Genomic DNA, 18114 nt, shown 5'->3' with positions numbered 1-18114 from the left:
CTGAGAAGATGTTGTCGTTTCTGTAAAAACTTTAATACTATGAAACGGCTATTCACTCTTTTTATAGATTACAAACTGTTTACCTTGCCTCATCTTAAAAACTACGATGTGTTTTCATATCTCGTTTGAAAATGCTATATAGCAAAAATAAATGATTTATAATCAAGCAAAAAGCAAGAAAAAACTCTAAAACTCCTATCCCTGTTCCCTATTCCCTATTCCCTATTCCCTTTTGCTCCCAAGTTTTAACACAACTTATTGAAAACTGCTATATCAACTATCAACTATCAACTAAAAAATGCGTCCTTGGGACTTATTCAACCTAGCCTTTATATCCCTGCGGGGGAATAAACTGCGAACACTCCTCACCACATTAAGCGTATTTATGGGAGTGATGGCCGTGAATGCCACCTTACAGGTTCGTCGTATTAGCGAAACCAAAATTGAAAATCGCCTCGCCCAACGGGAAGCCCCTCATCTTGGGGTTTGGATGCCCAACGCTCAAATGAGTGATCTAGAATATTTACAGCAAGAACTCCCCCAAATTCGTGCAGTCGGGGCAAAAAGTATGAGTTGGAGAGACGATAACATTTTTTATCAACAACAACAGACTGGCGTTAGGTTTGCCGCCGTCTCGTTGGGGTATTTTGAAACCACAGGCCGACAAATGGTAGAAGGAAGGGGGCGATCGCTGATTCCCGAAGACTTTGAACAGTATCGCAATTCCATCGTCATTGATGAACTAATCCAACAACAGCTTTTTGGCCAGCAAAACCCCGTCGAAGAAGTGGTTTATGTAGGGGCGAGTCCCTATCGGGTAGTAGGAGTCATGGAAGCCAAAATCCCAGAACGGTTGGGGGAAGACGAAGACCCCACCGGAGAAGTCGTCATACCCCTCTCCACCTATCAAGCAACTCGCGGACGAGCGAGAATCAATCGACTCTTACTCCGTCCCCATCGCTTACGACAGATCAACGACATTGAACCGAAAATTGAAACCCTCTTACGGAAAAAACACCCAGAATGGAGTGAACTCCCTTACGGAGATAACTGGCCTTATGTCTCCAACAACGTAGATGATATTCTCGAAGATCAGGCCATGCTAGAACAGGCTTCGCGGGGGTTGTTTGCCGTCGGCGCGATCGCGCTTATCATTGCCGGAGTAGGAATTGCTAATATTACCGTAGCCGCCGTCATCGAACGCACCCCAGAAATCGGCCTACGGCGAGCCATCGGCGCAAAACAACGAGACATCCTACTACAATTTCTCCTAGAAGCCATCATCATCAGTTGGATAGGCGGCATTACTGCCATCATCGTCGTGGACAGCATCACCTACATTCTCAGCCAACAAGACCTCCTAACACTTCCCCCCTACGAACTAGATCACGGCAACATCGCCTTCTCCCTCACCTCAGCCGTCTTCATCGGCCTCTCCTCCAGTCTCATCCCCGCCACCCGCGCCAGCAAAATTGAACCCGTCTCCGCCTTAAAATCTAATTGATTTTTGTGATTTGTGATTTGTAATTTGTGATTTGTGATTTGTAATTTGTGATTTGTTCTCCCCCATCTCCTCTATCTCCCCCATCTCCCCCATCTCCTCCATCTCCCCCATCTCCTCCATCTCCCCGATCTTGCCCATCTCCTCCATCTTCCCTTTGTGTCCTTTGTGTCTTTGTGGTTTACCAATTAACAATTACCAATTACCAATTACCAATTACCAATTACCAATTACCAATTACCTATTACCCATTACCCAAATTACAAGGCCGAAAAGATCGCCGATGTTGAGGCGACACCCCATACTGTTCAATAGCCAAACGATGGGCTTTCGTCCCATACCCCTTATTGGAGGCTAGCTGATATTGAGGATAATCTTCCGACCACCGAATAATTAACTCATCTCGCCATACCTTCGCCACAATACTCGCCGCCGCAATAACTAACGACGTAGCATCCCCCTTCACCAAAGTTTCCTGCTCTAAGGCAATATTCGGCAACCCAAAACGCCCATCAATTAAACATAACTCCGGTTGAGGCTGTAAAGCACTCACCGCCCGTTCCATCGCCCTTAAAGAGGCTTGCAGGATATTCACCTGATCAATTTCTGCTGCCTCTGCCCAACCCACTTGGACATCCACCGCAACCGCCCGAATTTCCCCCTCTAACACCTTACGCCGTTTCCCCGATAACCGCTTACTCTCCCGAATCCTCAAGGCGGCTAACTCCTCATAGGCCGACAACGGCAAAATTACCGCCGCCGCCACTACTGGCCCAAACCAAGCCCCCCGCCCCACTTCATCCACTCCAGCCACCACTTTATCGGCATAGAGTAACCCAGGGGCAAGGGGTTGGCCTTGACTCGTCTTTCCCTTAACCACGGGACTTCGCAGAAGAGCGACGACGACGACGGCGCGTAATGGGGCGAGAGGACTCAGAATCCTCAGAAGCACTCTCAGAAGCACTCTCAGCCGCACTCTCAGCCGCACTCGCAGAAGCACTCGCAGCCGCACTCTCAGCCGCACTCTCAGCCGCACTCTCAGTCACCGTTTCAGTTTCCTCCACCGGAGTGGCCGAAGTCGTCACCACTGCCCGATCCTCGTCCTCCGACTTCTCCATAGCATCCGTCACGGACACTACCACGGATTTCGCATCTTTCACATCCCGATCAATTTTCACCAAAGGAGAAACCCCCATGAAGGCATAAACCCTCTGTTCAATGGGGGACATTTCCACTGATACTTTCTCCACAGCTTGATTATCCCGTCGAGAGAAGCGGTTATAAGAGCGATTATCGTCGGAACTGCTACGACTGCGACTACTGCCTGACGACTCCCGACTCGGCCCCGAAGACTCACTCTCTCCCGAAGACCGATAATCATTGTCTGTCTCTTTCTGACCATTTGCGCCAATCCGGACTTTCGTTTTACCACTACTGCTGTCCCCTTCATTGGGGCGACGGCGACGGCGGCGGCGGTTACTGTTACTATTCCCGCCCTGTTCTTGGTAACTGGGATGGTGTAGTAAGTCCTCATCCGGGGCATTTTCTTCAACGCCGAGATCGACTAACCCTTCGACTTCATCATCTCGCCGTTCGGGGGCTTTTGTGGGGAAATTAGAAATAGTTGGCGGGGTTTTTTCTGCTTGAATAGGCTCAGGATCACCTGGTAAGCGGGCTAAATGCCCTAACCCTCCACAAGCGTTACATTCATGGCCAAATAACTCGTAGAGGTTCTGACCTTGACGTTTCCGGGTTAGTTCGACTAATCCTAATTCCGACAGTTGGGCAATTTGGGGTCTGGCTTTATCGGTACTCAAGGCCCGGTTAAAATGCTCTAGAACCGCCAACTGATCCCGTCGGGAGTCCATATCAATGAAGTCCACAATGATCACACCGCCAATATTTCTTAGGCGCAATTGTCGGGCGATTTCTGTGGCCGCTTCGCTGTTGGTCCAAAGTACCGTTTCTCTGGAGGTGGCTGAACGAGTAAAGGACCCAGAGTTCACATCAATTACGGTGAGGGCCTCGGTGGGTTCAATGATGATATAGCCCCCCGACGGTAAATCCACACGGGGTTTCAGGGCTTCTCGAATGGCGGCATTGACCCGGAAATATTCTAAAATGGGCTGATTGGCGCGGTGATGATCAATTAAAACTCCTTCTGGCGATCGCCCGCCACTCCAATTCATCAAATGTTGTTTAATCCGCTTTACCCCGGTATTGGAGTCCACCACAATGCGATTCACATCGTTGGTGTAAATATCCCGTAACACCCGTTGAATAAAGTCATCATCCCGATTCAACAAAACGGGCGGCCTCATGGTGTTGGCCTGTTGTTGAATCTCCTCCCATTGTTTCTGGAGGTATTCTAAATCCTCCATAACGGCTTCTTCGTTTTTCCCTTCGGCCTCCGTCCGGACTAATAACCCCATTCCCGCAGGTTTCACCAAGATGGCCAAGGCCCGCAGACGACTGCGTTCTGTTTCGTTGGTAATGCGTCGGGATAAGTTCACCCCACGGGCAAAGGGCATTAAGACTAAATATCGACCGGGCAAGGTGACATTTCCGGTTAAGCGAGGCCCTTTGTTTCCGGTGGGTTCTTTCATGACTTGAACCAGCACCTTTTGTTGGGGGGCCAATAGTTCTGTAATCGCGCCAGCACTGCGTTTTAAGCGTAACGGTCCCAAGTCGGTGACGTGCATAAAGCCATTCCGTTCAGCATCCCCAATATTGACAAAGGCGGCATCAATACCAGGAATGACATTTTCGACTGTACCGAGATAAATATCACCAACTTGTTGGTTGCCCGTAGAGACAACAAGTTCCTGAATTTGGTCTTCACTAAAAACAGCAGCGATCTGATTTTGCTCTGCAATAATGATTTGCTTGGACATTCAATTTCCTCAAAAATCTCAATTCTATATAAGTTCTGTGTGCTACACCATTTCCTCATGAATGAGTCAAACTTGATTTAGGGTTTCCTAATATTCGCGCAAGCGGAAAATCACCTTTGTTCAACTAGGAATTGAAAGATACTGCGTCTCTTGCAGATGCGAACCTTAAATTCATGCGAACCTTAAATTCAATTGTGAAAAAGTTCTTGGTTTCGGACGAATATCACCAGACGAATATCACCAGAGGTGGCGAATTGAGTGCGGGTTAAGGTCAATAGTAAACCACTCAACACTACAAAAGACGAGTTCAAAAGGGTAACGGGGAGACATCCGGAATCATTAGTCTAGGCCAGAGTTCTAGGATTGGACTGTGTGATCAGTGAGTCACTTGCTGTTGAGAGTCATCAGCGTATGTGATTCACTCCTCAACTCGAGAAGGTGTTCTCCATTCATTCTCTAACCCCCCGACTTTCTGCGTCCACAAAACTTCCTAGGTTGTAGCTTTATGATAAGCCACGGGTTAACTAGGTGAGTTTAAACTAGGTGAGTTTAAACTAGGTGAGTTTAAACTAGGTGAGTTTAAACTAGGTGAGTTTGAACTAGGTGAGTTTGAACTAGGTGAGTTTGAACTAGATTAGTTTAAACTAGGTGAGTTTAAACTAGGTGAGTTTAAACTAGGTGAGTTTGAACTAGGTGAGTTTGAACTAGATTAGTTTAAACTAGGTGAGTTTAAACTAGGTGAGTTTGAACTAGATTAGTTTAAACTAGGTGCGTCAAGTTTTGGGTCTTGAGAAAATTCTAACACTCATTTTTACTCTCTCCATTGCTGCGGTCTCTGGGCTTACGATTCAGAGTAGCAACGAGATGCTTCGGCGTTTTTGCCTTGGCCAGTTCGCTTCGGTGAATGAGTCCGAGCCATGAATCCGGAGTTTGGGATACTCCCTAGAGTCGCGTTCAAACCCAGGAGCGAAAACCCAGTAGCTCTTTGGGTTTCGGGTCAGATGCGATCGCTCTCTGAGCCAGCATCTAGACCACTTCAACATTTTACCGCATTAATCGGGAGCTTGAAAGCCCTAACTTTTCACGCGCAGGGATGAAGAGCGACCCGTGCGGCTTGAGCCGCCCTCAAAAATGTGTTTTAATTCCCCCTATCTCCCCCATCTTCTCTATCTCCCCTTTGTGTCCTTTGTGTCTTTGTGGTTCAATTCCCAACTTTCAACTATCCACTATCAACTCTCAACTATCAACTCCCCCATCTCACTCCTTTAATTCTACTGTAGTCCGAACCACCCCCGCCCGATCGCACCTAGCTTCTAACCCCACTTTACCCCCATTGGGGGCGCGGATCAGCCATTGGACTTTTGCGCGATCGCCCATTCCATCCCCCACACTGCGCGTCGGTGTCGCTGACTGATAAGCCCGGCCTTCCAACTCCCCCACCCATTCCTGTTCCTCTCCCATTTCCAAACTCGCCCCCTCTGGCAAAGTAATCGAACAACTACACCCGCGACTGACCTGTTTTTCCCGCGCTTTCTGTGTCACATAGGTGGGCAACCAACCCGTATTCTGCACCACCAACCGCACTAAATATAATCCATCCCCCATCCAGTCCCAATGAGTTTCATAAATCTCTAACTGGGGTGAAATCAACAAATGCCACACCAACCAACGGGGAAACGGACTAATTTCCTGTTCCAATAAGGACGGGGGAGGGTTACGCCAAGCATAAAAACTATTCCATCCCCCCAACTCCACTTTCCCTAACTGGGGATGCTCCACAGGATACCAGTCCACATACCCTTGTCCGTCTAACACCTCATCACTCCACTGTAACAGGGCTAAATCATCCTCAATAGGGTGGTCTTGATACCAGTGAATAGGATGATGATCCCAAATGCCCACTTGTTGTAAAGGACTCCACAATTCCACCGTCCAAGCAAACACCCCACGCTGTTCATACCCCCAGTCATCAAATGCCCCTGTCACATAGTCTTGGGCATTATTCCGGTAGTGATGATAAATCGACATGGCCTGATAGTCCGTCAGGCTTTGCCCTTTATCGCCAATTTTTTGATATACTTGCAAATCTTGCGGCGGCATTTCCTCATCCCTTTGATGGCTGTAGGGACGCAACAATAAACCGCCCATGGTGTGAAAGGTAATGATTCCGGTAATATTCGGGTGAGTGGTGACAAACGCCGTTAAAGCCCGCACTTCTGGTTCTGAGGTGGGGTAGTCTCCCGCCCCTGTTTGTTCCCCTTCCGGTCGCCACAGAAAGGGAAAATTGCGATTAAAATCTAACCCTTCTTGGGGAGTCGCTAGATTAATCAGTACCCCGTCATAGTTGGCGATATAGCCTTCAGGAAATAAGCGATAATAGGTCCCCCCCGTTTCGGTAGGATCACGGGGAATCATTAAACGGGGGTCGTCGGGATAGGGTTTCCATGCCCCATTTGCGTCGGGGATACGCATGGTTAAAATCCGCCCATCCCCGTCAATATCTTCTGGGGTTAAGCCTTGGGGAGGGGTCTCGCGGTTGGGATAGGGACGAGTCCCTGACCGGATAAATTTGGGAGAGTCGGCTAAGGCCCATTCGGCCCCGTCCGGGTTGACTCTGGGACAAAGATAGAAAGCGCGAGTCTCTAAACACCGGGTAATGTCTGGGTCTTGGCCATACTCGGTGACGAGGGTATGGAGAAAGTAGAGACAGGCGGAGGAGGGGGCAATTTCTGTGGCGTGGATGTTCCCATCTACCCAGAGGGCGGGCTTGTCCTTGGCTTCTCCGGTGGCTTTGACGGTGATGGTGAGTAGCCAGAGGTGGCGGCCTTCGTAACTGTTGCCCAGACTGTCTAAGGTGAGGAGATGGGGGTATTCTGCGGCGTATTGATGCAGAAGGGCGGTTAATTCTTCATAACGGTAATACCGATCAAAACGGGGTTTCATAGGGTGATCTATTTTGATTTTGATACTGTTGTTGGTATGGCGTTTTCATCAGAGTTGTAAACTGACTGGTTTGGCAAAGGGAACAGGGAACAGGGAATAGGAAACAGGGATAGGAGTTTTAGAGTTTTTTATTACTTTTTGATTTATTACAAATCATTTATTTTTGCTATATGTAACATATTGTTAAAAAATATTACGAATTGGCAATAAATAAAATGAGGGGCGATCGCAAAATTTGCAAAAATCGCCCCCAAAATACCACCCAAGAGGTTGGGTTTTTCCAATGTCAATGCAATTCTTGGGCTTAGTAAGCCAGACCCATACTGCGGGTGGTTTCGGCACCCAAGTAAACCCGAATACTCAGGAAGTCTGTCGGACAAGCCGTTTCACACCGCTTACAACCCACACAGTCTTCTGTGCGAGGGGAAGAAGCGATTTGACTCGCTTTACAGCCATCCCAGGGGACCATTTCCAAAACATCAAGGGGACAAGCCCGGACGCATTGAGTGCAACCAATACAAGTGTCGTAAATTTTTACACTATGAGACATTTGAGTATCTACTCCTTGGTGAGTGTTCTCTTAATAAAGCGTTTTGACTCATCGCTTAGTTTACCGTAGCCTTTCTTCTCCATCTCGAAAAGTAAGCCGAACCTTTAAATTCTGTAACAATTTGCTAAAGTCTTGTTAGGTTACGGGAAAAACCAGACTCTCAATTGTAGCCTTGGGGGAGACGGCGTTTTCTTTTAAATCAGGTAGATTTATCACAAAGCACGTTTATTGTCACTCAATCTTAGGTATGAATACACCTCCCACTGAAATAGAACGAAATTTGGCAATGGTTTCCCATTTAGGGTTTTTTGTCGGTTTTGTGATTCCCATTCCTTTTGGCAATGTGATTTTGCCTTTAGTAATTTGGTTATTAAAAAGAGAAGAATCGAGTTTTATTGATGAACAGGGTAAAGAAGCCCTCAATCACCAAATTAGTATGACCATTTATGCGGCCATCTGCATTGTTTTGGCGTTAGTTCTGATTGGTTTTGTCATTGGGGCAATTTTATGGATCGCCGAATTAATTTTTACGATTCAAGCGGCCAAAAAAGCGCAAAATGGCGAACGAGTCCATTATCCCATTACCATTCGCTTTATCTCCTAATGTGAGAAAACTCTCCTTTTGTAGTCGGTTTTCCACCCTGACGAACGGGAATTGAGGCGGCATGATTGAAATAAGAGATTGCGAATGAGTCAACCCTCAATTTACAGAAGGAGAACGCATCATGGTACGACTTTATAGACCCCCTCAACAAGATGTCAACGCCCTACGCCGTCAGATGAACGATGTGCTGTATGGCCGCAGCAGAGAGAGACACCCCCAAGACAGTTGGCAACCCCCCATTGAGTTAGAAAATTTCCGCGATCGCTTCGTTTTACGAGTCCTCCTCCCCGGTGTATCTGCCGAAGATATTAATCTCAGTATCACCCGTGAGGCGGTCATTTTACAAGGAAAACGGCCTTATCAGCATCAACCGGAGAGTCGAGGTTATTTCCACGCTGAATTTAAGTATGGAGACTTTCAACGGGTGATTCAATTACCCATGGCCATTCATGCCAACCAGGCCCAAGCCAAGTTTGAACATGGTATTCTTACCCTAGACTTACCCAAAGTAGTCACTCCGACAAACCAAGTGATTAAAGTCAGACTCACAGAAACCCCAGCAGCAACCAAACCAGAATTTGCAGTAAATTCAGTTAATTCTCGTCAGGTTAGCGAAACGCAACCAGAAACCCCAAACTCCCCCCAAGAGGACAATGAAGACACGATTCCTGATCCTTGGAGTTAATGAATTGGGTGATAGAAAGTAGTATTGAGAAACCGGATTTCTTAGGTCATTTATCTATAAAAATGACCATTTTGCACAGAAACCCGGTTTCTTCCTGTCACTAGAAAATAGGGGTGAGAAACCGGATTTCTTAGGTCATTTATCTATAAAAATGACCATTTTGCACAGAAACCCGGTTTCTGTTCAACCAAGAACAAATCACAAACAACCATTGCGAATTGTTCTGTTAATTGTTAATTGCTAATTTTTCATTGATTAGAAGGAGGAATCCCTTCAAGAGCAATTAACGCCTCCATGACCGATTTTACAATGGGGGCCGCTACAGTAGAGCCAAAAATGCCATTTCCCTTGGGTTCATCAATAACCGCTAATACCAAATATTTCGGGTCTTCTACGGGAAAAGCAGTGACAAAACTAACCACCTTCGCATATTCAAGATATCCCCCATCGGGACTCGCTTTTTGTGCCGTTCCCGATTTTCCCGCAATACGATAATTTTCAATTCTAGCCCGTTCCCCACTGTCAGCCTCGATTACCCTTTCCATCGCGTTGAGAACAATTCTTGTGGTTTCCGGGGAAAAAATTTGTTTCGTGGGACGAGGTGGGGGAGTATCTTGGATTTCTCCTTCGCCATTGACTAACCCTTCAATTAAATGGGGGGTGACTAATGTTCCCCCATTGGCAAGGGCTGCATGAAGTTGGGCCAATTTAAGGGGAGTCAAGGAAAACCCTTGACCAAAGGCGGCGGTGGCTATTTCTACGGGAATTCTAGCGAAATCTTCTTCGGATTTCAGTTGTCCCATGCCCTCACTCGGCAGTTCAATTCCAGTTTTTTCGAGGAGTTCAATATCTAACAGGGCATTGTAATAGTTGCGGACATCCAGATGGCGGATGAGATCAACCATGGCCACATTACTCGAATGGACTAAGATTTCCTCGATAGTGATGGGGCCGCGGCCTCCTTCCTGCAAATAGTCGTAATTAGAAATTGGCCAACCATTGATGACTATTTTGCCTTTATCCTCAAATAGATCATCGGGTTGAATGGCCCCTTCTTCTAAAGCAATAGCTACATTAATGGGTTTAAAGGTTGATCCCGGTTCGTAGAGGTCTGTAACTGCCCAACTTTTAAACAATTTGACGGGGAATTTAGAATACTCATTAGGATCAAAGGTGGGTTCACAGACTAGCGACAACAGGGACCCATCTCGGACATCCATGACGATGACTGTTCCCCGTTTCGCATTATACTTTTCGATGGTTTGTTTGAGGCGCGATCGCGCCATACGTTGCAACCGCACATCTAAGGTCAGTTGTAACCGTCGTTCATCAAACTCCAAAAACCCTTCCGGGACATGATTCGGCATCAATGCCCCATTCCCGGCCCGGTTGAGGTGTAGCGTCCGCACATTCCGTTCTAACAGCCGTTCTTGGGTATATTCTAAGCCCGCTTGTCCCTTGTGGTCTAAATCCACATATCCCACCACCTCTGAGGCTAATTCTTGCTGAGGATAAAGGCGAGAATATTGGCGAATTAACTCCAACCCATCCCAAGATAAAGCCGCCACCTGATCGGCCTCCTCCTCAGATAATTCATAGGCAATGGGAATCCCACTCTCCTTTTGTTCAAACTTCTCCAACAGAGTGACAATATCTTGCCCAATAATCGGCTTGAGTGCCGAGGCAATTTCAGCACGCTCTCGTTTAAACTGATTCGGGTGAGCATACAGGGTATAAACCAAGCGATCCGTCGCCAACACATTCCCATTCCGATCCACAATAGGACGACGGGGAATATAAGGCCGCATATAAATCATCTGTTGCTGTTGGGCCTTACGGGCTAACTGTTGCGACTGTACCACCTGCAAATTGTAGAGATTTAACCCTAATCCCCCCACACCCGCCAACAAAACCGCCCAAACCACTAACAGACGATTGTTGGCTAAATGTTGATGAACCTTAGTTTTTGGGGGTTTTCTCCTTCTCGAAGACCGTTTCGGAGATTGTTCTTCCCCTGGAGAAGACGATGCCGCCTTTTTCTGGCGAGGCCGGAGTGGCGTTACTTTAGAATCAGCCATGTCTCAAAATCAAGCAAAGGTGGACAGGAGAAACAATTAATAGGGGTTGACCGAGTTGAGAATCCCTTATAGTTTTCACTCTCCCAATGGTGAAAACCCGGAATTTTTCAGGTATGTAGCCTTATTCAACACGCCCAATTTAATAGCCAAGGGGGGCGTTAACATTCCGGTTGATACGGCGAGAGGCCGTTTGGGCATCCTCTACAAAGGGTTTTTCTTCAGAACGGGGTAAAAAGATGGTATTAGACGGACTAGGGGCGACTAACCCGGCGTTTTCTTGGTTGGCCTGACTCGCTAATTGATTTTTAAAGACTTCATCGGCGGCGGTGAGATTTCGATGTTCTCGTTGCAGTTGCTCTAACCGTTGATATTCTTCGGTCCATTGTTGTTGGACATATACCGTGGAGGAATACACAATTAAAACGGCGGTGACAACACACCCGGTTAAGATGGAAGTCCCATTTTTAACCGCCAATAAGGTCCGCAACCAGAGGGGAAACTGCTGTTGTTTGTTGGGGAGTTGGCTGGGAGTTGAGGAGGCTTTGTTGGCGGCGGTTTTGGGGGTAGATTGGCCTTTTTTCTGAAAGGCCGGGTGGGAGACGACTTTGGTGTTTTTTTGGGTTTCTTGGGAGTTGCCGTTTTGGGGAGGAGTTGCGCTGGGTTGCGGTTTGGTGTCACCGTTAAAGGCCGGGTGACGGGCTACCTTACTACGAGAGCGAGGAGATTGGGGTTTGGCGGTTTTGCCGTTTAACGATTTAATCCCAGCAGTGGACTTGCGAGGGCGACGACGGGGGGTAGAACTGAAAGAACGAGGGGAAGCAGTCATAATATACCTAATATCTATAGTGAAATGTGCCTAAACAGAGAGTCGTCATCATACTAACATCACTGTTTTAGGGGGATTGGACTAAGACCATCAGCCCTGATGTCCGACTTCTTTAATGGTACGCTTTTGATCGTCATTGGAAACCCATGCTCTTACTGCAATTTAGTACCTCCCATTATTGTCGCAAAGCGAGACTGGCTTTAGGTTATAAAAACATGGACTATCGGGTGGAGAATTTAACACCGGGGGTTCATGTGTTGAAGTTAAAGCCGTTAACCGGGTTGACGACTGTTCCGGTGTTATTGCCTGAACAGGAGACTGAACCGGATGCGATCGCCGACTCTACTCATATTTTCCGTTATCTAGAGAAAATTAAACCTAATCCTACCTATACCTTAACGAACCCCCAAGAGCAAACCCAAGCGGAACTCCTCGAAGACTGGTTAGACGAGAGTATTGGCACAGCGACTCGTTTTGTTTATTATCATTTCCGTGCCAATGAGGGAAAATCCCTCGATCCCTCTTGGTTTAGTATGTTGGTGATCAATGTAGTGCGGCAACAATACGGCATTACTCCCGCAACGGTGAAGCTGGCAGAATCCCGCTTAGAGACAGCGTTTCAAGTCCTGCAACGGTGGAAAGATTCTCCCTATTTAGTGGGCAATGCCCTCAGCATAGCCGATCTAGCGGCGGCAGCGTTACTCAGTCCGTTGGCAAGAATCCCCCATTATCGGGATACTTATCCTTGGGTATTCCAACGTATCACTGAAATTCATCAGCAATGTAATGAGGCTTTACCACCGGGGTTGTAGATAGTTGATAATTGATAATGAATCCTAAGCTGTTGTGCATTTAACTTGGTATGTGATAGGAAAGAACAGGGAACAGGGAACAGCCTTTCGGCTTCGCTACCCCTGACGGGACGCTACGCGAACAAGGCAAGGGAACAGGGAGCAGGGATTAGAGTATTTTTGGCTCACTTGAAGAAACCCAGTTTAAAAGTATTTTAGCTTAACCCGTTTTAACGGGTTTTCGCTCTGAGCCTTGGGTTTAAACCCAAGGTTCAACAACCCAAACCCAACAACTAACTGTTCCCTGTTCCCTATTCCGGAGTTCCCTATTCCCTATTCCCTGTTCCCTTGTTCACAAACAAAAACTAACTGTTCCCTGTTCCCTATTCCGGAGTTCCCTGTTCCCTATTCCCTGTTCCCTTGTTCACAAACAAAAACTAACTATTCCCTATTCCGGAGTTCCCTATTCCCTATTCCCTGTTCCCTTGTTCACAAACAACAAACAAAATGATCACCGCAGAAATTGCACCACCGCAAAACGTAAATACTCCTCCCTCTCCCATCGAAACGTCCTTACAGGACTGGTTGGATTGTCCATTAGAAGGGACGGAATGGGTTGAGGGTAATATTATTGAGAAAAATGGTATGACGGGAAAACACGGTCGCATTCAAGCAAAATTAGCACGCTATTGGGGAAACTACATGGAGTCGAGTCACCAAGGAGGAGAGGTTTATACAGAAACGCCTTGTCAAACCCAGCAACGTGGCCGTCGTCCTGATGTGGCCTATCTTACCCCGGAGTTGGTGGAACAATTTGGCGAGTTTACGACGCTTCCCCAGAGTTTTAGTCTCATTGCGGAAGTGATTTCTCCAACTGATGCAGCAGAGGCGGTTTTTGCCAAAGTCCGGGAGTATTTACAGTCTGGGTGTGAGGAGGTTTGGTTGATTTTTCCGGAGAGTCAATGGGTGGGGGTGATGACTGGAGAGCAGCAGGTTTTCTTTAGTCCAGGGGAGGAAGCGAGGACGCAAAAGGGACTGCAAGGCTTTACTATTGCTGTGGATACGCTTTTAGCTTGAAGAGAACGGCATGGAATTAAGAATTGGTTGGCTTTATCCTACGTTAATGAGTACCTATGGCGATCGCGGCAATGTGATCTGCTTACAACAACGCTGTCAATGGCGGGAGATTACGGCCACAGTTGTCCCCCTCGACCGCCAAGCAGAGGCAGATTTATTTAAAAATGTTGATATTATTGTCGGGGGAGGAGCGCAAGACCGACAGCAAGAAATTGTCATGCGTGACTTACAAGGGGCCAAAGCGGAGAATTTTCGCCAACGCATCGAGGCGGGAATTCCGGGGGTGTTTACTTGTGGGTCGCCGCAACTTTTGGGCAAGTATTATGAACCCGCTTTAGGCCAACGGATTGAAGGGTTAGGACTACTAGACTTGGAAACGAAACATCCGGGGATTAATGCCTCTCGCTGTATTGGCAATGTGGTGTTTGAGTTGACGGCCTCTCCCCTAGCGGAGGAGTTGCGGGAAATGTTGGGGAAAACGCCGATTGCGTTGGGGTTTGAAAATCACGGGGGACGCACTTATTTAGGGAATGTGTCTCCGTTGGGGAAGGTGATTAAAGGGTATGGGAATAATGGCGAAGATGGTTGGGAGGGGGCATTTTATCGTCATGCGATCGCAACCTACTCCCACGGCCCCCTCCTCCCGAAAAATCCCTTTTTGGCCGATTGGTTAATCCAAACAGCCCTCAAAGAAAAATATCAAACGCCCATTTCCTTAACAAAACTTGACGATTCTTTGGCTTTACAAGCGCGACAGGCCATGTTTAATCGTCTTGAACTATCCAGTCTGGTCAAGAACCCTTAAACTGTTGAAAGAAGGGCAACAATTTTGTTGCCATGATCCTTGAACTCAAGCCAAAGCTATGACTGGACAAGTATTAGACCGGAGTGCGGCGGGCATATTAATTTTAATTGTGCCGTTTGCTCTTGCCGTGGTGTTTCTCTACTCTGCTTGGCCCGTGTTATTGGGTCTAGCAGTCATTGGGCTAATTTGGCGCGTCTGGCAATATTACAACTGGAAAAACTGGAGTAAGCAAGTTAATCCGTTTTTTACGCAATTGCTGAAAGAAAATCAAGGTTGCTTAACGGCCATTGACTTAGCCTTAAATGCCAATATTACCCTAGAAGCCGCCAAACGGTTTTTAGAGAATAAAGCCTCGGAATACGGGGCCCAGCGTAAGGAATATAAAAAGGGAACGGTTTATTATTTCTTAACGGCCAGTGCCTTGGGGCGCATTTTTGATGAAAGTGAACCCAGTAGCGACATTGACTCGGAGGCCCTGAGTCGAGAAGAAGTCACTCAGTTGAGTAATTTCCTGAAACCCGATGAACAGGGCAACATGAAAGTTGCGCTCATTCAAGCGGAATTAGCCAAACGGCTCAACGTCCATTCTGGGACGATTACCAAGCATAAGGGGGATGACAATTTTAGCGAATGGAGTCAGAAAAAAGACCCCGAAGGGATTGCTTGGCAATTTTCCCCGAAACAAAAAGTTTTTATTCCTTTAGACCCACCCACCCAGTCCGTAAATTAAGCATAATTTTCAATAAAAGATTATCTATTGATGGCTCTCTCTAAGGACGAGGGTTTGTTTTTCACGCTAAATTTTTCATAAATTATGGTTGACACGGTTAGTATTTCAACAACTTCTTTATTAACGCAAATTCAAGAACTTGCCGAACAATTAGCCCCTCGTTTAGTAGAAATTCGCCGCCATATTCACGCTCACCCGGAGTTAAGTGGCCAAGAGTATCAAACAGCGGCCTATGTGGCCGGGGTTTTATCGTCCTGTGGCCTGCACGTAGAGGAAGCAGTGGGGAAAACCGGAGTTGTGGGAGAATTACAAGGGCAAGGCCGCGATCGCAGGGTTTTGGCCATCCGCACCGATATGGATGCCCTCCCCATCCAAGAACGCACAACTTTAGACTTTGCCTCTCGGACTCCTGGAGTGATGCACGCTTGTGGCCATGATGTTCATTCTACCATTGGTTTAGGGACAGCCATGGTCTTGGCTCAGGTACGGGACATTTTACCTGGCAATATCCGCTTTCTCTTTCAACCTGCCGAAGAAATTGCCCAAGGGGCCGGTTGGATGGTGCAAGATGGGGTGATGCGGGATGTCAGTCATGTGTTAGGATTGCACGTTTTCCCGTCCATTCCGGTGGGTTCAATTGGGGTTCGCTATGGGGCCCTCACTGCCGCCGCCGATGACCTAGAATTGTTTATTCAGGGGGAATCTGGCCACGGGGCAAGACCCCATCAAGCCATTGATGCCATTTGGATAGCAGCCCAAGTGATTACCACATTACAACAGGCCATTAGTCGCACTCAAAACCCGTTACGTCCCATTGTGTTAACCATTGGGGAGATTAATGGAGGTCGAGCCCCGAATGTCATCGCCGATCAGGTACGATTATCAGGGACAGTGCGATCGCTGCACCCCGAAACCCACGAAAACCTCCCCGACTGGATAGACAAAATCGTTAAAAGCGTTTGTCAAACCTACGGGGCCAAATACGAGATGAACTATAATCGTAGAGTCCCCTCGGTGCAAAATGACCCTGCCCTCACTAAATTAGTCGAAGAAGCAGCCACAGAAGCCTGGGGGAAAGACAAAGTGCAACTCCTCCCCGAACCGTCCTTAGGGGCCGAAGACTTCTCCCTGTACCTAGAACAAGCCCCAGGGACCATGTTCCGTCTCGGTGTCGGCCAACCCGGACACCTCAACCATCCCCTCCATCACCCCGAATTTGATATCGATGAGAGTGCCATTGTTACTGGGGTTGTAACTTTAGCTCATACTGCCTTAAAGTATTGGCAGGAAGGGTAATTGTTGTTTGTTGTTTGTTGTTTGTTGTTTGTAAAAAAGGGAACAGGGAACTCCGGAACAGGGAACAGTAAACAGTAATGTTGTTTGTTCTTGGTTCTTTGTTCTCCCCCATCTCCTCCATCTCCCCCATCCTCCCCATCTCCCGACTCCCCTTTGTGTCCTTTGTGTCTTTGTGGTTCAATTCCCCAACTCTCAAATATCAACTCCTCGACCTCCCCCATCCCATCACCAATCACCAATTCCCAATGTTAAAGAAGTTCATGGCTGAGAAACAGTGGTACGAGACGCTCTATGAGAACTATGGGCAGAAATACGATAATGAGGTCTTCACCAAAGGCACTTTGGGAGAATGTGATTTCATTGAACAAGAATTGAACTTTAATAAAGCACTTCGTCTCCTTGATGTGGGGTGTGGCACAGGACGGCACGCGATCGAGTTAACACAACGGGGTTACAATGTGGTCGGCATTGACTTGTCAGAAACCCTGATCAACCGTGCTAGAGCGAAGGCCGAGGCCGCAGGACTCCAGATCGAATTCCACCAAGGTGACGCACGCGCACTCCCATTCAAGACGGAATTCGATGCAGCCATCATGCTCTGCGAAGGTGGTTTCTCCCTGATGGAGACAGATGAAATGAATTTTGCTATCCTCGAAAACGTCACGAGAGTTTTAAAACCTGGGAGTAAGTTCATTTTTACGGCTTTGAATGGTTTATTCCCGCTTTTTCATTCCGTGACAGAATACCTGTCCAACGCTGCTGAGGAAGGCAATGCCACACAGGATCAGCACAGTTTTGATCTGATGACCTTCCGCGATCGCAGCGTCATGGAGATCGAAGACGACAACGGTAAACAAGTGCAGCTTCAGTGTAATGAACGCTATTACGTGCCGAGTGAGATCATTTTTATGTTGCGATCGCTAAACTACACTCAGATCGACATTTTCGGAGCGAAACTCGGAGCATTCTCACGAGAAAACGAACTGCGTACAGACGACATGGAAATGCTGGTCATTGCCGAGTTATGCGGTAACTGAGAAAACAGCGAAGACTGGTAACAGATTACTGCTGAGTGATCAAGCCAACAGTAGAATAAAAATAGAGTAATTCTAGGAGAAATTTGACTATGGGTAATTTTCTATTAACTTGGGTAGTTTCCGCCTTAGCGGTACTGCTCACCGCTTCGATTGTGCCAGGATTGGCGATTAAGGGGTTTGTCGCGGCCTTGATTGCGGCAGCGATTTTTGGGATTGTGAATGCGATCGTGCGACCCATTTTAGTCCTGTTTACCCTTCCCTTAACCATTCTCACATTAGGCTTATTCTTATTAGTGG

The 18114-nt window shown here is 47.4% G+C and carries 16 protein-coding genes; 10 read left to right on the top strand and 6 right to left on the bottom strand.

Annotation, left to right across the window (positions count from 1 at the left end; translation table 11 throughout):
• Positions 1–298: 298 nt before the first annotated feature.
• Positions 299–1504, top strand: coding sequence for an ABC transporter permease (locus tag PN462_RS13220; RefSeq protein ID WP_272128749.1), 1206 nt, complete (start codon positions 299–301; stop codon positions 1502–1504).
• A gap of 241 nt (positions 1505–1745) precedes the next feature.
• On the opposite strand, the gene PN462_RS13215 is transcribed toward PN462_RS13220, so the two are convergent.
• The 4 genes from PN462_RS13215 to psaC all read right to left on the bottom strand — a co-directional run bounded on the left by PN462_RS13215 (position 1746) and on the right by psaC (position 7888).
• Entirely contained in the window at positions 1746–2381 is a 636-nt protein-coding gene (locus PN462_RS13215; RefSeq protein WP_272128748.1) for a ribonuclease HII, read from the bottom strand.
• Entirely contained in the window at positions 2374–4395 is a 2022-nt protein-coding gene (locus PN462_RS13210) for an Rne/Rng family ribonuclease (protein ID WP_272128747.1), read from the bottom strand. Before PN462_RS13210 ends, PN462_RS13215 begins: the two co-directional genes overlap by 8 nt.
• A gap of 1257 nt (positions 4396–5652) precedes the next feature.
• On the bottom strand, positions 5653–7338 hold the full coding sequence (locus PN462_RS13205) for a M14 family metallopeptidase (protein WP_272128746.1): 1686 nt from the start codon (positions 7336–7338) through the stop codon (positions 5653–5655).
• A gap of 304 nt (positions 7339–7642) precedes the next feature.
• Positions 7643–7888: a photosystem I iron-sulfur center protein PsaC gene (psaC, locus tag PN462_RS13200; protein WP_204106816.1), complete on the bottom strand. Its 246-nt coding sequence runs from the start codon at positions 7886–7888 to the stop codon at positions 7643–7645.
• Between the two features lie 247 nt (positions 7889–8135).
• On the opposite strand from psaC, the gene PN462_RS13195 reads away from it, so the two are divergent.
• Both PN462_RS13195 and PN462_RS13190 read left to right on the top strand, forming a co-directional pair.
• Complete coding sequence (locus tag PN462_RS13195; RefSeq protein ID WP_272128745.1) at positions 8136–8492, top strand: DUF4870 domain-containing protein; 357 nt, start codon at positions 8136–8138, stop codon at positions 8490–8492.
• A 121-nt stretch (positions 8493–8613) separates the two neighbouring features.
• Positions 8614–9177, top strand: a complete 564-nt coding sequence (locus PN462_RS13190) for an Hsp20/alpha crystallin family protein (RefSeq protein ID WP_272128743.1) — start codon at positions 8614–8616, stop codon at positions 9175–9177.
• Positions 9178–9425: 248 nt separating this feature from the next.
• On the opposite strand, the gene PN462_RS13185 is transcribed toward PN462_RS13190, so the two are convergent.
• Positions 9426–11255, bottom strand: a complete 1830-nt coding sequence (locus PN462_RS13185) for a peptidoglycan D,D-transpeptidase FtsI family protein (RefSeq protein ID WP_272128741.1) — start codon at positions 11253–11255, stop codon at positions 9426–9428.
• Between the two features lie 139 nt (positions 11256–11394).
• The gene (locus PN462_RS13180) at positions 11395–12081 is read right to left on the bottom strand and encodes a hypothetical protein (RefSeq protein ID WP_272128740.1); all 687 of its coding nucleotides are present in this window, start codon (positions 12079–12081) and stop codon (positions 11395–11397) included.
• 146 nt (positions 12082–12227) lie between these two features.
• Between PN462_RS13180 and PN462_RS13175 the strand changes: the two genes are divergently transcribed.
• The 7 genes from PN462_RS13175 to PN462_RS13145 all read left to right on the top strand — a co-directional run.
• Positions 12228–12893, top strand: a complete 666-nt coding sequence (locus PN462_RS13175; RefSeq protein WP_272128739.1) for a glutathione S-transferase family protein — start codon at positions 12228–12230, stop codon at positions 12891–12893.
• Positions 12894–13379: 486 nt separating this feature from the next.
• Complete coding sequence (locus PN462_RS13170) at positions 13380–13949, top strand: Uma2 family endonuclease (RefSeq protein ID WP_272128738.1); 570 nt, start codon at positions 13380–13382, stop codon at positions 13947–13949.
• A 10-nt stretch (positions 13950–13959) separates the two neighbouring features.
• Positions 13960–14754, top strand: coding sequence for a type 1 glutamine amidotransferase (locus tag PN462_RS13165; RefSeq protein ID WP_272128737.1), 795 nt, complete (start codon positions 13960–13962; stop codon positions 14752–14754).
• A gap of 58 nt (positions 14755–14812) precedes the next feature.
• Entirely contained in the window at positions 14813–15484 is a 672-nt protein-coding gene (locus PN462_RS13160) for a hypothetical protein (RefSeq protein ID WP_272128736.1), read from the top strand.
• A gap of 84 nt (positions 15485–15568) precedes the next feature.
• Positions 15569–16780, top strand: a complete 1212-nt coding sequence (locus PN462_RS13155; RefSeq protein WP_272128735.1) for a M20 family metallopeptidase — start codon at positions 15569–15571, stop codon at positions 16778–16780.
• A gap of 260 nt (positions 16781–17040) precedes the next feature.
• Complete coding sequence (locus PN462_RS13150) at positions 17041–17817, top strand: class I SAM-dependent methyltransferase (protein WP_443029165.1); 777 nt, start codon at positions 17041–17043, stop codon at positions 17815–17817.
• Positions 17818–17906: 89 nt separating this feature from the next.
• Positions 17907–18114 (top strand): phage holin family protein (locus PN462_RS13145; protein ID WP_272128732.1); only part of this gene is annotated, 208 nt, incomplete at its 3' end.

The organism is Spirulina sp. CS-785/01, from assembly GCF_028330525.1.
Classification (GTDB): domain Bacteria; phylum Cyanobacteriota; class Cyanobacteriia; order Cyanobacteriales; family Spirulinaceae; genus JAQMSD01.
This window is presented reverse-complemented; position numbering and strand designations above follow the sequence as displayed.

Coding starts and splice junctions, on each gene's coding strand:
- psaC (WP_204106816.1), bottom strand. CDS start 7,888: ATGTCTCATAGTGTAAAAATTTACGACACTTGTATTGGTTGCACTCAA.
- PN462_RS13205 (WP_272128746.1), bottom strand. CDS start 7,338: ATGAAACCCCGTTTTGATCGGTATTACCGTTATGAAGAATTAACCGCC.
- PN462_RS13220 (WP_272128749.1), top strand. CDS start 299: ATGCGTCCTTGGGACTTATTCAACCTAGCCTTTATATCCCTGCGGGGG.
- PN462_RS13210 (WP_272128747.1), bottom strand. CDS start 4,395: ATGTCCAAGCAAATCATTATTGCAGAGCAAAATCAGATCGCTGCTGTT.
- PN462_RS13195 (WP_272128745.1), top strand. CDS start 8,136: ATGAATACACCTCCCACTGAAATAGAACGAAATTTGGCAATGGTTTCC.
- PN462_RS13190 (WP_272128743.1), top strand. CDS start 8,614: ATGGTACGACTTTATAGACCCCCTCAACAAGATGTCAACGCCCTACGC.
- PN462_RS13150 (WP_443029165.1), top strand. CDS start 17,041: ATGGCTGAGAAACAGTGGTACGAGACGCTCTATGAGAACTATGGGCAG.
- PN462_RS13185 (WP_272128741.1), bottom strand. CDS start 11,255: ATGGCTGATTCTAAAGTAACGCCACTCCGGCCTCGCCAGAAAAAGGCG.
- PN462_RS13180 (WP_272128740.1), bottom strand. CDS start 12,081: ATGACTGCTTCCCCTCGTTCTTTCAGTTCTACCCCCCGTCGTCGCCCT.
- PN462_RS13170 (WP_272128738.1), top strand. CDS start 13,380: ATGATCACCGCAGAAATTGCACCACCGCAAAACGTAAATACTCCTCCC.
- PN462_RS13175 (WP_272128739.1), top strand. CDS start 12,228: ATGCTCTTACTGCAATTTAGTACCTCCCATTATTGTCGCAAAGCGAGA.
- PN462_RS13155 (WP_272128735.1), top strand. CDS start 15,569: ATGGTTGACACGGTTAGTATTTCAACAACTTCTTTATTAACGCAAATT.
- PN462_RS13165 (WP_272128737.1), top strand. CDS start 13,960: ATGGAATTAAGAATTGGTTGGCTTTATCCTACGTTAATGAGTACCTAT.
- PN462_RS13160 (WP_272128736.1), top strand. CDS start 14,813: ATGACTGGACAAGTATTAGACCGGAGTGCGGCGGGCATATTAATTTTA.